Here is a 13,252-nt window from a genome sequence, read left to right as displayed (position 1 = left end):
CGGCGACAAGGTATATGCTGGTCCGTAGACGTTTTGGCGTTTTGCTGATTGAAATGCGCTCTATGTCAGCCCTATGTCGGCTTGACGACGATGGGAGCTCGCATGAAGTCCGTATCACTGGGTGCAGGTCGCACGGGGCTGGCGCTGGTTGCCGCCGCCGCATCATTGATGGTCATGGCGGGTTCGGCCGTTGCCATTTCGCCCGCGCCGGCCAAACTTCCCTTCGCGATACATCAGGCCGTCTATGACCTGCGCCTCGATTCCGGCGGCAAGGCGGAGTCCGTCAGCGATGCCGAAGGCCGCATGGTCTATGATTTCGCCGGGTCGCGCTGCGACGGCTACACCACCAAACTGCGCTTCGTGACGCGCATCAGCGATGGCGACGGCAATTCGCGCCTGACCGACGTGGCGACATCGACCTTCGAGGATGCCGACGGCAAGAGCTTCAGCTTCGCCACCAAGAGCTATGTCGACGGCACGCTGGCCGAGGATTCCACCGGATCGGCCGAACGCGAGGGCGGCAAGCTGCATGTCACGCTGGCCAAGCCCAAGACCGAGCGCTTCGACATCGCGCCTTCGTTCCAGTTCCCCAACCAGCATCTCTCCACCATCATCGAAGCGGCGATGCGCGGCGAGCGTTTCGTGCAGGTCGGGCTGTTCGATGGGTCGGAGAAGGGCGAGAAGCCCTATGCGACAGCGGCCGTCATCGGCGCTGCCAATTCCGGTGCCGACGATCTTGGCGACGAGGCCGCCGCCAAGCTGGCCGGCATCGCCAATGTGCGCCACTGGCCCGTCACGCTCAGCTATTTCGACCAGAAGGGCTCGGGCGAGCAGTCGCCGGCCTATGAGCTGTCCTTCATCGTCTACGAGAACGGCGTCACGCGGCGGATGCGGCTCGACTATGGCGACTTCGCGCTGACGGGGAAGCTCGTCCGGCTCGACATGAAGCCGGTCAAGATCGTCGCCAAGCGCTGCCGGTAACGGTAGCGCGAGCGGCTGACCGCTAGACGCGGACGGTCAGTTCGGCGACGGCTGCGGCCAGCTGGTCGAAGTGGCCGATGACGAGGTCCGGGCCGAGTTCGGTGACCGGTACCGACGTATAGCCGAAATCCACCGCCACGACGGGAATGCCGGCTGCCTTGGCCGTGTCGATGTCGGTCTTCGAATCGCCGATCATCACGGCCTGACGGGGATCGCCACCGGCGCGGCGGATCGTTTCGTTGAGCGCCAGTGGATCGGGCTTGCGCGCGGAAAAGGTGTCGGCGCCGCAGATCGCCGCGAACCGGTCCGAAAGGCCCAGCGCGTCGAGCAGCAGCATGGAAAGCCCCTCGAGCTTGTTGGTGCAGACCGCGAGCAGCCAGCCTTCGGCGGCAAAATGGTCCAGCGCCGCGACGACGCCCTCGAAGGGCCGGCTGGTTTCGGCGATATGCGCTGCATAATAGGCGATGTAGGTGTCGAACAGCCGGTCGATGGTTGCCGCGTCGCGGGTGACGTTGTTGGCGGCCAGGCCACGCTCGATCAGAACGCGGGCCCCATGCCCCACCATCGCGCGCGCATCCTCGTAGCGCAGGGCGGCAAGGCCCTCCTGTTCAAGCACGACATTCAGCGTCGCGACGAGATCGGTGGCCGTATCGACGAGCGTGCCGTCGAGATCGAAGACGAGGATGGGGCGCATCAGGAGGGGAATCCGTCGGTGGAGGAGCCCGAACCTACCAACTCCCGTCGCCCGCTGAAAGGCGGGACGATGTCGCGTGGACGTTGGCGGCGGACGCGCCCCATGCTAACAAGCCGCGCCGGATCGGCGTCCACTCCACAAATTCGAAGTGCCTGATGATCTCCAGCGACGAACTCAAGAAGCAGGCGGCGCTTGCGGCCCTCGAACAGGTCGAGGACGGCATGAAGCTCGGTCTTGGCTCCGGCTCGACGGCCAACCACTTCATTCGCGGCCTTGGCGCTCTCGTGCGCGGCGGACTTTCGGTCGTCGGTGTTCCGTCTTCGGAGCGCACAGCGACGCTGGCGCGCGCCGAGGGCATTCCGCTCGCGACGCTGGAGGAGCTGCCCCGGCTGGATCTGACGATCGACGGCGCCGATGAGCTCGACAGCCGGCTGCGGCTGATCAAGGGCGGCGGCGGCGCCTTGCTGCGCGAAAAGATCGTCGCCGCGGCGTCGAGCCGGATGATCGTGATCGCCGACGGTTCCAAGCTGGTCGACACGCTCGGCGCCTTTCCACTGCCGGTCGAGGTCAACCATTTCGGCATCGGCGCCACCACGGCAGCGATCGCCGATGCGGCTGCCGAACTGGCTATGCCGGTCACGTTGACGCGACGTCTCAGCGCCGATGGCTCACCCTTCGTAACGGATGGTGGTCACGCTATCATCGATGCATCTTTTGGCCTCATTCGCGATCCAGAAGCCTTGAGTCTCGCCCTCGCCGCGATTCCGGGGGTCGTGGAGCACGGTCTCTTCATCGGACTTGCATCTGCTGCCGTCATCGCTCGGCCGGAAGGCATAAGCTGGTTGGTGGCTTAACATTATTTCGCCCATCGGGAGTTTCTCCATGACCTTCATCCGCAAATCCATCGGCGCCGTCGTGCTGGCCGCCGGCCTCGCCATGGGCACGGCCGGTTTGGCGCAGGCGCAGGAAGTGACCGACGCGCATGTCGCCGCGGCGCTCGAAGCCGTTCACGCGGCCAAGACCTCGCGCGGCTTCGACAACCTGCTGCCGCTCCTGTCGCAGCAGACCCAGAACAAGCTGATCCGCGTGCGTCCCGACCAGCACCAGCTGATCGCCGAAGTGGTCGACGCCCAGGCGCTCGAGCTCGTTGCCCGCCGCAAGGACCTCGACAACGACGTCGCGCGCATCTGGGCCAAGCACTTCTCCGAAGACGAGCTCAACGCGATCTCGACGTTCTACAAGAGCCCGGCCGGCTCCAAGCTTGCCGAAATCGGCCCGAAGGTCGTCGGCGAGACCCTCCAGTCCGTCAAGGGCTGGTCGGACCGAGTCGGCGAGGAACTGTTCGAGAAGTCCCGCGAGGACCTGAAGAAGAAGGGCGTCGACTTCTAGGCCAGTTTACCGGACCGCCTGAAGCGGCAACGATGCGCCAACGCTTCGACGGCTCGCGCTCTTCTGGTGCGAACCGCCATCTCTCCGCCTGAAATGCCCTGGAACCGAGCCTGATCATGAACCAGTTCGATGTCGACCTCTTCATCATCGGCGCCGGTTCCGGCGGCGTTCGCGCGGGTCGGATTGCCGCCAGCCATGGCGCCAGCGTCATGGTGGCGGAGGAATACCGCGTCGGCGGCACCTGCGTTATCCGCGGCTGTGTGCCGAAGAAGCTGTTCGTCTATGCGTCGCGCTTCGCCGAGGAATTCGAGGATGCGATCGGGTTTGGCTGGACCCCGGGGGAGGCGACCTTCGATTGGTCGCGCCTCGTGGCGGCCAAGGATGCCGAGATCGATCGCTTGAACGGCATCTATATCCGCAACCTGGAACGCTCCGGCGCCAAGCTGGTCCAGAGCCGCGCGGAGATCATCGATCCCCATACGGTGCGTCTGGTGGCGGAGGATCGTCTCGTCACGGCGAAGTACATCCTCGTTGCGACCGGTGGCGCGCCGTATATCGTGCCGGACCTGCCGGGCCGCGAGCTCGCGATTTCGTCGAACGAGGCGTTCCATCTGGAGCGTCTGCCGGAGCGGATCGTGGTCGTCGGCGGCGGTTACATCGCCGTGGAATTTGCCGGCATCTTCAACGGCCTCGGCGTCGAGACGACGCTTGTCCACCGCGGCGACGCGCTGCTGCGCGGCTTCGACGCCGATCTGCGGCGAACACTGCGCGAGGAGATCGAGAAGAAGGGCATCCGCGTCCTGACCGGCGATGTCATCACCTCGATCGAGAAGACGGCGGACGGTCTGCTGGCGCATACCCGCAGCGGCGAGGCGCTTTTCGCCGGCGAGGTGATGATCGCAACCGGACGCGCTCCCAACACGCGCGGGCTCGGGCTCGAGAGCGCCGGCGTCCAGCTCGACGGCGCGGGCGCCGTGATCGTCGACGAATTCTCGCAGTCCAACGTGCCGTCGATCTATGCGGTCGGCGACGTCACCAACCGGGTCAATCTGACGCCCGTCGCCATTCGCGAGGGCCATGCCTTCGCCGACACGGTGTTTGGCGGCAAGCGCATCTCCGTCGATCACCTCGGCATTCCGAAGGCCGTGTTCTCGCAGCCGGAAATCGGATCGGTCGGGCTGAGCGAGGAAGAGGCTCTGGCCGAATTCACGGCGGTCGACGTCTACCAGACCAGCTTCCGGCCGATGAAGCACACGCTTTCGGGCCGCAACGAGAAGACGCTGATGAAGCTTCTGGTCGATGCGGACAGCGATCGTGTTGTCGGCTGCCATATCCTCGGCCCCGATGCCGGAGAGATCGTGCAGATCGTCGCCATCACGCTGAAGATGCGCGCGACCAAGGCTGATTTCGACTCCACCATGGCGCTGCATCCGACCGCCGCCGAAGAACTCGTCACCATGCGCGAGCCGAGCGTCCGCCACCGCCGCAACAGCTGACCTAGGCTTCCTCGGTTCCGGAGCAAGAAACGGATGGCTCGGCCGTCGAGGCGGGGCTAGCGCACTGCGGTTGGAGCCGCTCGGCCATCGTGGCGGCACGGAGGAAATGCGCGGAATGAAGCTGACCCTCGCTATGCCGCCCGCATTCCGGCCCGAATATGCGCTCGCCTACCATGGTCGCGACCGGCTCAGCGTCAGCGAGCGCGTCGAGGGACGCACCCTCGCCAAGACCATGCTGGTCGACGGAACTGCGCATCTTCTTCAGATCGACCTCGCGCATTCCGACCGCCATACGGACCCGCATGCTGAAATTCATTTCGACGGCGACGTCCTGCCGCCGGAGGTGGTGGAGCGGATCGTGTCGCGCATGCTCGGCTTCGGCAGCGATCCCGTAGGTTTCGAGGCGCTTGTGGCGGCACGCGAAGATGCCGCTCGCATCCTTGGCCCGCGCCGCGGCCTGCGCATCCCGCTTACCGCCGATATCTGGGATGCCGTCTGCTGGGCGGTGATCGGCCAGCAGATCAACCTGACCTTTGCTGCCGCTCTCCGTCGCGCCATGATCGAGCGCGCGGGTGTTCTCCATCCGGCAAGCGGGCTTTATGCCCACCCCGACCCGGCGCGCGTCGCTGCGCTGGAGATAGGCGATCTGACATCGCTGCGGTTTTCGCGGTCCAAGGCGAGTTACCTGATCGGCGTCGCGCGGCTGATCGAGGATGGCGCGCTCTCGCTCGAAGCGCTGGCGCAGGGATCGGCCGGCGAGGCCGAGGCCGCGCTGGTGGCCGTACGCGGCATCGGCACCTGGACGGCGCGCTATATCCTGCTGCGGGGCTTTGGCTTTCCCGACATGGCGCCGATCGGCGATTCCGGCCTCGCCACCGCGCTGCAGCGCCTGCATGGCCTCGCCGAGCGGCCCGACATCAAGGCGCAGGAGGCTTCGATGCAGGCTTTCGCGCCGCATCGTAGCCTCGCCACCACCCATCTCTGGGCGAGCCTCGCCGACTAGGCGCCTGGCGCAAAGTCCAGGAAGCCGACGACATGGGCCAGTCGGCCGGTATCGACTGTCGCGAAGTCTGTGCCGCCGGCGACCGAGGGGCCGTCCTCCGGTCCCAACTCCCACGAGAAGCGGACGCGATCTTCATACCCGTCGACCTTGCCGACCTGCTTGAAGCGCAGGCCGGAGAAGCGCTCTTGCACGGCCGCCAGCATCTGGTCGATGCCGACATGGCCGTCGCTCTTCATCATCGGGTCGGCATAGCTGGCCGATTCCGTGAAGGTCGCTGCGATCAGTTCGCGCCGCTTGGCGGGGTCGGTTTCGTTCCAGCTGGCGATGTAGCGTTCGACGAGGGCTGCCGTGTTGGTCATGGTCTGTCTCCGTGGTTCAGTTGCGGGTGGGATCGCGAGACGGGGCCGCCGTTCGCGCAGAAGGTGGAAGGTCAGGCAGGGATCGGCGCGGCGGCACGCAGGCCCATGGCCTCCAGTTCCGCCATGATGGCGACGATGACGGCCTGCGCGATCACGAAGGCGATGCCGAGTGCCGTTGGAGCCGCGAAGCCTCCGATCAGCAGGAGGACGCTGCCGGCTACCCAGGCAGCGTTGCAGCCTATGATCAGCCGGACGTCGGACCGCGACAGGATCGGCCGGCGGGCGGCGAACAGCACGAAGGCGGCGAAGGGCAGAAGCACCAGACCGGCCGCTCGCAGCAGACCGGCCGGCAGTCCGAGCCAGTCGGCGACGAACCCGGCGCCGAGCGCCAGCGCGCCGCCTATGGCGAGGCAACTGGCCCCGTCCGCCAGGAGCAGGTGGCGCAGGAAGTTGGGGTGGCGGGTGATGCTCATGATCCGGTTCCTCGGCTCGTCGTTGCTGACAGGCCGGAGATTTGCGAGCCGGGGGCATGAAGTCGATTACCTCGGAGGTAATTGGATCGCTGCCGGTCTTCTCGCTATCGTCGGTGCATGGACACGAATCCCCGCCCGATCGGCGAACAGATCCGCGACTGGCGGCAGCGCCGCCGCCGGAGCCAGATGGACCTTGCCGGCGACGCCGAGATGTCGACACGGCATCTGAGCTTCATCGAGACTGGCCGATCGCGACCGAGCCGCGACATGGTGCTGAGGCTCGCCGCCGAGCTGGAGGTTCCCTTGCGCGAGCAGAATCTGATGCTGGTGGCCGCGGGCTTTGCCCCCGTTTACCGGGAGAGAAAGCTGGACGATGCCGGCCTTGCGGTCGTCCGCAAGGCCGTCGAGCGTATCATCGCCGGGCACGAGCCTTATCCGGCACTGGCGATCGATCGGCAGTGGAACCTCGTTGCCGCCAACGCCGCCATCATGCGGCTTGTCGCCGGTGTGGATGCCAGCCTGCTGGAGCCGCCGGTCAACGTCCTGCGTCTGGCGCTACACCCGAAGGGACTCGCTCCCCGTACGCTCAATTTTCCGGAATGGCGGGCGCATCTGCTCGCGCGCCTGGCGCATGAGATCGACCTGACGGGCGACGCGGGGCTCGCGGACCTGCTGGAAGAGCTGCGCGCCTATCCTTCCGGCGGTGCCGGGCGGCCGGTTGTCCGGGACGATCTAGGCGGCATTGCCGTGCCGTATCGGGTCCGCCTCGGCGACGAGACGCTCTCCTTAATCTCGGCAACGACCCTGTTCGGGACCCCGGTTGACGTCACCCTGTCCGAGCTGGCGATTGAATCCTTCTTTCCGGCCGATGACGATACCGCGGAGGCCTTGCGTCGCCTTGCGGTAGCGTCATGATATCCGCCACAAGGGAGACGTGCGATGGCGGCGGACAAGGGGCTTCGCAGGCGGCTGAGGCTGCGCAATATGGCGACCGGCGCGGTTGCCGTGCTGGCTCTCTGGGGGCTCGCCGCCTATGTCGTGCTGCCGATCGCCTGGACGCATTACGAGCGGCAGCCCGGCCTCGCGGACCGGCCGATGGTGACGCATACGGCGCAGGGCATCCCCGGAGATCCGCTCAATGTCGGGCTCGTCGGCGTCAAGGAGGACGTGCTCCGGGCGATGCATGCGGCGGGCTGGTATCCGGCCGACCCGATCACCTGGCGTTCCAGCATCGAGATCGTCGGCAGTGTCGTGCTCGACCGTCCCTATCACGATGCCCCGGTGAGTCCGCTCTACTATGGCGGCCGGCGCGAAGATTTCGCCTTCGAGAAGCCCGTCGGCACCAGCGCCGACAAGCGCAACCACGTCCGCTTCTGGCAGGTTCTCGACAAGGGCGCGGAGAACCGCCCGGTCTGGCTCGGCTCGGCGACCTTCGATCGCGGCGTCGGCCTCAGCCATGACACAGGCCAGGTGACCCACCACATCGGTCCCGACATCGACGCCGTGCGTGACGAACTGACCGACGACCTGCAGAAGGCGGGCATGGTTGAGGCGACCTATCAAATCACCGGCATCGGCCCGACGCTGAACGGACGCAATGGCGAGGGCGATCCCTATTATACGGACGGCGAGATCTGGATGTCGCGGCTCGTGCCGGCGGGCGTCAAAACGGCCAAGCCGCCGGAGATTCTGCCGCCGCCGGCCTTTGTCGGCTTCAAGGATCGTCTCTGGCACTGGGTCGCTTCGCGGCTCTGAACGGGGGGGCGTGATGCGCCCTCCCGCGCCGGTAGCCTCCATCCGAGCATGCGTGTATAAGACCGCACCTTTCGAGACCCGATGAGGTTCGTCGTGCGCGGGACCTGCGCGAAGACGGGCAGGGGTGTGGAGTGATCACGATGAAGACGAGTTGGAAGCCGGACAGCTGGCGGTCGATGCCCATCCAGCAGGTGCCGGACTATCAGGATGCAGCGGCGCTCGCCGCGGTCGAGGGACGGCTTTCGAGCTACCCGCCGCTCGTCTTCGCCGGCGAAGCGCGCAAGCTCAAGAAGAGCCTGGCCGCCGTGTCGCGCGGCGAGAGCTTCCTGCTGCAGGGCGGCGATTGTGCCGAGAGCTTCATGGAGCATCACCCCGACAACATCCGCGACTTCTTCCGCGTCTTCCTGCAGATGGCGGTCGTGCTGACCTTCGCCGGCTCCATGCCGGTGGTGAAGGTCGGCCGTATCGCCGGCCAGTTCGCCAAGCCGCGCTCTGCCTCGACGGAGACGATCAATGGCGTCGAGCTGCCGAGCTATCGCGGCGACATCATCAACGGCATCGAATTCACGCCGGAGGCGCGCATTCCCGATCCGCGCCGGATCGAGGATTCCTATCGCCAGTCGGCGGCGACGCTGAACCTGCTGCGCGCCTTCGCGCAGGGCGGCTATGCCAATCTCGAGCATGTCCACCAGTGGATGCTCGGCTTCGTCAAGGACAGCCCGCAGGGCCATCACTACCAGGAAATCGCCGACCGCATTTCCGAGTCGATGGCGTTCATGCGCGCCTGCGGCGTCGATCCGGAGACCACGCCGTCGCTGCGCTCGACTGACTTCTTCACCTCGCACGAGGCGTTGCTGCTCGGCTACGAGCAGGCGATGACCCGCGTCGATTCGACGACGGGCGATTGGTACGCCACCTCCGGCCACATGCTGTGGATCGGCGATCGCACGCGCCAGCCGGACCATGCCCATGTCGAATACATGCGCGGCGTGAAGAACCCGATCGGCCTCAAATGCGGCCCGTCGCTTTCCGGCGATGGCCTGCTGCAGCTGATCGACGTGCTCAATCCCGACAATGAGCCCGGACGCCTGACTCTCATCTGCCGCTTCGGCGCCGACAAGGTGTTCGACCACCTGCCGCAGCTGATCCGGGCCGTGGAGAAGGAAGGGCGCTCGGTCGTCTGGTCCTGCGATCCCATGCACGGCAACACAATCAAGGCGTCGAGCGGCTACAAGACGCGGCCGTTCGACCTGATCCTGCGCGAAGTGAAGAACTTCTTCGAGGTGCATCAGGCCGAAGGCACCTTGCCGGGCGGCATCCATATCGAGATGACCGGCAAGAACGTCACGGAATGCACGGGCGGCGCCCGCGCTATCAGCGACGAGGACCTGTCGGACCGCTACCACACGCATTGCGACCCGCGCCTCAACGCCGACCAGGCGCTGGAGCTGGCGTTCCTCGTCGCGGAACTGCTGAAGACCAGCCGCCAGGGCATCGTGCAGCAGCGCGCTGTCGCGAGCCTGTAGAAAACGGCGTTCACGAACGGAAAGAGCGGCGCGTGCCTTGGGCAGGCGCCGTTTTTGTTTAGCGGCGCACCGGTGCCTTGACGCGCGTCAGGTGCAGCGAGCTGACGCCGGCGGCGAGATTGAGGCCCGTCTGCGCCGTCACCGAAAGCGGCTGCAGCGCGACGCTGTTCTGGCCGCCGCCGACGAGCACATTGGCGCCCAGGCCAACGCCGACGGTCGCCTGCGCCGTGGCGCCGGTGTAGCGGCCCGAGAGATCACCATGGCGGCGCGTCGGCTCGAACACGTTCCAGACGATGACGCTGTTGCGGGTGAAGCCGACATCGAGACCGACGCGGTCGATCCGGCCGGTGTAGAACTCCGTGCCGCGATTGGACTTGAACTCGCAGTTGACGGAGCGGCGCGAGCCGAGGATGAGGCCAACGCCCGATGCGACCCGGCAGGTCAGGGCGCCGGTCTTGACGGCGGCCTGAGCGGCGGTGGCCATCGGGAGGGCAGCGGTCACCGCGATGACGGCTGCGAGGAGGGTCTTGTGCAGATTCGACATAGTCGACCTCGTGGAATTTGCTTCGGTTGGGTTCACGGGAAGGGCCGTGAACCAGGCTTTCTTCTACACGCGAAACGTGCGACTGGGCCATGCGCGCGAAGCAATTTTCCTTGAGGCCGTTTCGTCAGGCTGCAACCGGGACCAGCTCACGCTTCCGGCGTCCGATCATCAGCGAGAGCAGTGCGGCGAGGATGCCGGTAGCGCCGGCGATGATGAAGGCGTCGAGATAGTTGCCCTGCGTCGTTCGCATGTACCCCGCGAAATAGGCGGCCGAGGCCGCGCCCAACTGGTGGCCAGCCGCGATCCAGCCGAAGACGATCGGGGCCTTGCGATCGCCGAACGCCTCATTGGCGAGCTTGACGGTCGGCGGCACGGTAGCGATCCAGTCGAGGCCGTAGAAGACGGCGAAGATCGACAGGCTGTAGAAGTTGAAATCGGTGAAGGGCAGGAACATCAGCGAGATGCCGCGAAGCGCGTAATACGCGAACAGCAGCTTGCGCGGGTCGAAGCGGTCGGTCAGCCAGCCGGAGGCTGTAGTGCCGACCAGATCGAACAGCCCCATCATGGCGAGCAGGCTGGCGGCCTGGATTTCCGGCATGCCCATGTCGCCGCAAAAAGCGATCATATGCGTGCCGACGAGGCCGTTGGTGGTGAACCCGCAGATGAAGAAGGTGGCGAACAAATACCAGAAGGTCTTGGTGCGGGCCGCCTCGAACAGGGCGTTGAAGGCGTTGGCGAGCGCGTTGCCCTGCGGGCCGCTTGGCGCCAGCTCGCCCTCGGGCGCGCCGTAGGGGCGGATGCCGATGTCCTGCGGCCGCTCGGGCACGAAGAAATAAGCCAGCGGCACCAGCGCCGCCGAAATTACCGCGACCGAGAGGACGACGGCCTGCCAGCCGCCCCATTGCGCCAGCGCCGCCATGCCCGGAAGAAAGATCAGCGTTCCCGTCGCGGTGCTGGCGGTCAGCAGTCCCATCATCAGGCCGCGATTGGTGACGAACCAGCGGTTCACCACTGTCGCGCCAAGAACCATCGCGACCGAACCGGAGGCGACGCCGGAAAACACGCCCCATGTGGCGACATACTGCCAGGGTGCGCTCATGAAGACGCTGAGGCCCGTGGAGGCCGACATCAGCAGCAGGGCGCCGATCAGCACGCGACGGATGCCGAAGCTCTGCATCAGCGCCGCGGCGAAGGGCCCGGTGAGGCCATAGAGGAAGATGCCGATGGCGGCGGCGAGCGAGATCGTCTCGCGGCTCCAGCCAAACGCCGTTTCGATCGGCAGCATCATCACGCCCGGGGCGGCGCGCAATCCTGCGCCGGCCAGCAGGCAGACGAAGATCACACCCGCGACCACGAAAGCATAGTTCTGGCCAAAGGGCCGACGGCGGACCATATTCATGTTACTGACCGTTCCGTTTCAGTTCGAAATATGATACGTACCGTTCAGTTACATCGTCAAGCGGGCCGGGAGAATAAGTTTGGCAGGCAGCAGCGATCGACAGGTGACGAAAGCAGGCCAGCGGGCGGATGGGCCGCCGCGCGCCGCCGACCGGATCCGCGCGACGGTGCGAGACCTCTTCTATCGCCAAGGCATCCGAGCCGTCGGCATCGAGGAGATCGTGGAGCGGGCCGGGGTCACCAAGCCCAGCCTATACCGTAATTTCGCCTCCAAGGATGAACTCGCCGCCGACTATATGCGGGACTATGACGTCGAGTTCTGGAAGCGGTTCGACGCCATCGTGGCCAAGCATCCCGACGATCCGCGAGCGCAGATCCTCGCCTATCTCTCCGGCGTCGGCGAGCGGGCGCAAAGCGCCAATTATCGCGGTTGCGGCATGACCAACGCGGCGGTTGAGTTTCCGGCCAGGGACAATCCGGCCCGACTCGTCGCCGTCGAGAACAAGCGCGAACTGCGCCGCCGGCTCACCGAGATGGCGAAGGCAATGGGCGCGGCGGAGCCGGAGGTGCTGGGCGACGGGCTCTATCTGCTCGCCGAAGGCGCTTATGCCAGCGGCCAGTTGTTCGGAGAGGGCGGCCCGTCGCGGTCGCTGGCGGCCGCCGCCGATCGAATGATCAAGGCCAGCCTCAACGATTGAACGCCAAGGCGCGCATTGGTCACGTGGATTGAACACTGCGTGCTTGGTTGTGCATCTACTGAGTGAGGGCCGCCGGGACTACCTTCCCTGCAACACGCAAAGGATAGTCCGATGTCGCTTCCCACCTTCTTCCTGTCGCACGGTTCGCCGATGTTGGCGCTGACGGACACGCCGGCGCATCGCTTTCTCGAGCACTTCGCTTCCACCCTCCCGCGCCCTCGCGCCGTGCTGGTTGTCTCTGCCCATTTCGAGACGGATCGGCCGACGGTCGTTTCCGACCCGCATCCGGAAATGATTTATGATTTCCGAGGCTTCCCGAAGCCGCTTTACGAGATCAATTACCCCGCGCCTGGCGATGCCGCCGTGGCCGCCGAGGTCGCGGACGAACTGCGCGCGGCTGGCCTGCCGGTCGACGTGGCGCCGAAGCGGGGCTTCGATCATGGCACCTGGATCCCGCTGTCTCTGGTCTGGCCTAGTGCCGACGTGCCGCTGGTGCAGCTGTCGATCCAGCCGCATCGCGATGCCGCCTATCACTATGCGCTTGGACGGGCGATCGCGGCGCTCCGCGACAAGGATGTGCTGGTGATCGGCACGGGCGCGGCGACGCATAATCTGCGCGTGCTGTTCCGCAATCCCGGCGGCATGCCGGCGGTCGATGCGCCGCCGGTGGACTGGGCGCGCGAATTCGCCGACTGGGTCGCCGACCGGGCCGCCGTGGGCGATGCCGCCAGCCTGATCGACTATCGAGCGAAGGCGCCGCATGCGGTGATGGCCCATCCCGACGATGACCACTTCCTGCCCTTCTTCGTCGCCTTGGGCGCCGCGGGCGAGGGCGCCAGAGGCGAGCGCATCCACAATTCCTACGAATATCAGGCGCTCTCGATGGATATGTACCGCTTCAGCTAAGGGCCGGAGCGGGCAGGGCCGAGGGAGCCG

Annotated in this window: 15 protein-coding genes; 10 read left to right on the top strand and 5 right to left on the bottom strand. The window is 66.0% G+C overall.

Going from position 1 to position 13,252, the window contains the following annotated elements:
- Window positions 1-102 precede the first annotated feature (102 nt).
- Window positions 103-981 (top strand): cell envelope integrity EipB family protein, encoded by an 879-nt coding sequence (locus ABIE08_RS07475; RefSeq protein ID WP_354549925.1) that lies wholly within the window; start codon window positions 103-105, stop codon window positions 979-981.
- Window positions 982-1,003: 22 nt separating this feature from the next.
- On the opposite strand, the gene gph is transcribed toward ABIE08_RS07475, so the two are convergent.
- Entirely contained in the window at window positions 1,004-1,675 is a 672-nt protein-coding gene (gene gph, locus ABIE08_RS07470) for a phosphoglycolate phosphatase (RefSeq protein WP_354549923.1), read from the bottom strand.
- Window positions 1,676-1,833: 158 nt separating this feature from the next.
- Here gph and rpiA point away from each other — a divergent pair, with 158 nt between their 5' ends.
- The 4 genes from rpiA to ABIE08_RS07450 all read left to right on the top strand — a co-directional run bounded on the left by rpiA (window position 1,834) and on the right by ABIE08_RS07450 (window position 5,563).
- Complete coding sequence (gene rpiA / locus ABIE08_RS07465; protein WP_354551620.1) at window positions 1,834-2,529, top strand: ribose-5-phosphate isomerase RpiA; 696 nt, start codon at window positions 1,834-1,836, stop codon at window positions 2,527-2,529.
- 28 nt (window positions 2,530-2,557) lie between these two features.
- A complete protein-coding gene (locus ABIE08_RS07460) occupies window positions 2,558-3,064 on the top strand; it encodes a DUF2059 domain-containing protein (protein WP_354549921.1) in 507 nt (168 codons plus the stop codon).
- Between the two features lie 116 nt (window positions 3,065-3,180).
- On the top strand, window positions 3,181-4,560 hold the full coding sequence (gene gor / locus ABIE08_RS07455) for a glutathione-disulfide reductase (RefSeq protein ID WP_354549919.1): 1,380 nt from the start codon (window positions 3,181-3,183) through the stop codon (window positions 4,558-4,560).
- A gap of 115 nt (window positions 4,561-4,675) precedes the next feature.
- Window positions 4,676-5,563, top strand: a complete 888-nt coding sequence (locus ABIE08_RS07450) for a DNA-3-methyladenine glycosylase 2 (protein WP_354549917.1) — start codon at window positions 4,676-4,678, stop codon at window positions 5,561-5,563.
- On the opposite strand, the gene ABIE08_RS07445 is transcribed toward ABIE08_RS07450, so the two are convergent.
- Window positions 5,560-5,922: a nuclear transport factor 2 family protein gene (locus tag ABIE08_RS07445; protein WP_354549915.1), complete on the bottom strand. Its 363-nt coding sequence runs from the start codon at window positions 5,920-5,922 to the stop codon at window positions 5,560-5,562. The two genes, ABIE08_RS07450 and ABIE08_RS07445, sit on opposite strands and share 4 nt — an antisense overlap.
- A 71-nt stretch (window positions 5,923-5,993) precedes the next feature.
- Window positions 5,994-6,395, bottom strand: coding sequence for a hypothetical protein (locus ABIE08_RS07440; RefSeq protein ID WP_354549913.1), 402 nt, complete (start codon window positions 6,393-6,395; stop codon window positions 5,994-5,996).
- A gap of 117 nt (window positions 6,396-6,512) precedes the next feature.
- Between ABIE08_RS07440 and ABIE08_RS07435 the strand changes: the two genes are divergently transcribed.
- The 3 genes from ABIE08_RS07435 (at window position 6,513) to ABIE08_RS07425 (ending at window position 9,676) form a co-directional block, all read left to right on the top strand.
- Window positions 6,513-7,310: a helix-turn-helix domain-containing protein gene (locus ABIE08_RS07435; RefSeq protein WP_354551619.1), complete on the top strand. Its 798-nt coding sequence runs from the start codon at window positions 6,513-6,515 to the stop codon at window positions 7,308-7,310.
- 24 nt (window positions 7,311-7,334) lie between these two features.
- Window positions 7,335-8,150, top strand: a complete 816-nt coding sequence (locus tag ABIE08_RS07430) for an LssY C-terminal domain-containing protein (protein ID WP_436409509.1) — start codon at window positions 7,335-7,337, stop codon at window positions 8,148-8,150.
- A gap of 140 nt (window positions 8,151-8,290) precedes the next feature.
- Entirely contained in the window at window positions 8,291-9,676 is a 1,386-nt protein-coding gene (locus ABIE08_RS07425) for a class II 3-deoxy-7-phosphoheptulonate synthase (protein ID WP_354549911.1), read from the top strand.
- A 58-nt stretch (window positions 9,677-9,734) separates the two neighbouring features.
- Here the strand turns inward: ABIE08_RS07425 and ABIE08_RS07420 are convergent, their stop codons facing one another.
- Together ABIE08_RS07420 and ABIE08_RS07415 are read right to left on the bottom strand one after the other, a co-directional pair.
- Window positions 9,735-10,220, bottom strand: a complete 486-nt coding sequence (locus tag ABIE08_RS07420; RefSeq protein WP_354549909.1) for a DUF992 domain-containing protein — start codon at window positions 10,218-10,220, stop codon at window positions 9,735-9,737.
- A 124-nt stretch (window positions 10,221-10,344) separates the two neighbouring features.
- On the bottom strand, window positions 10,345-11,619 hold the full coding sequence (locus tag ABIE08_RS07415) for an MFS transporter (protein WP_354549907.1): 1,275 nt from the start codon (window positions 11,617-11,619) through the stop codon (window positions 10,345-10,347).
- A 103-nt stretch (window positions 11,620-11,722) separates the two neighbouring features.
- Between ABIE08_RS07415 and ABIE08_RS07410 the strand changes: the two genes are divergently transcribed.
- Both ABIE08_RS07410 and ABIE08_RS07405 read left to right on the top strand, forming a co-directional pair.
- The gene (locus ABIE08_RS07410) at window positions 11,723-12,316 is read left to right on the top strand and encodes a TetR/AcrR family transcriptional regulator (RefSeq protein ID WP_354549905.1); all 594 of its coding nucleotides are present in this window, start codon (window positions 11,723-11,725) and stop codon (window positions 12,314-12,316) included.
- Between the two features lie 111 nt (window positions 12,317-12,427).
- The gene (locus tag ABIE08_RS07405) at window positions 12,428-13,222 is read left to right on the top strand and encodes a DODA-type extradiol aromatic ring-opening family dioxygenase (RefSeq protein WP_354549903.1); all 795 of its coding nucleotides are present in this window, start codon (window positions 12,428-12,430) and stop codon (window positions 13,220-13,222) included.
- Window positions 13,223-13,252: the final 30 nt, after the last annotated feature.

Source organism: Kaistia defluvii (assembly GCF_040548815.1).
GTDB lineage: Bacteria > Pseudomonadota > Alphaproteobacteria > Rhizobiales > Kaistiaceae > Kaistia > Kaistia defluvii_A.
The sequence above is the reverse complement of the archived record's forward strand: the minus strand, read 5'-3'. Positions and strand labels throughout refer to the sequence as shown.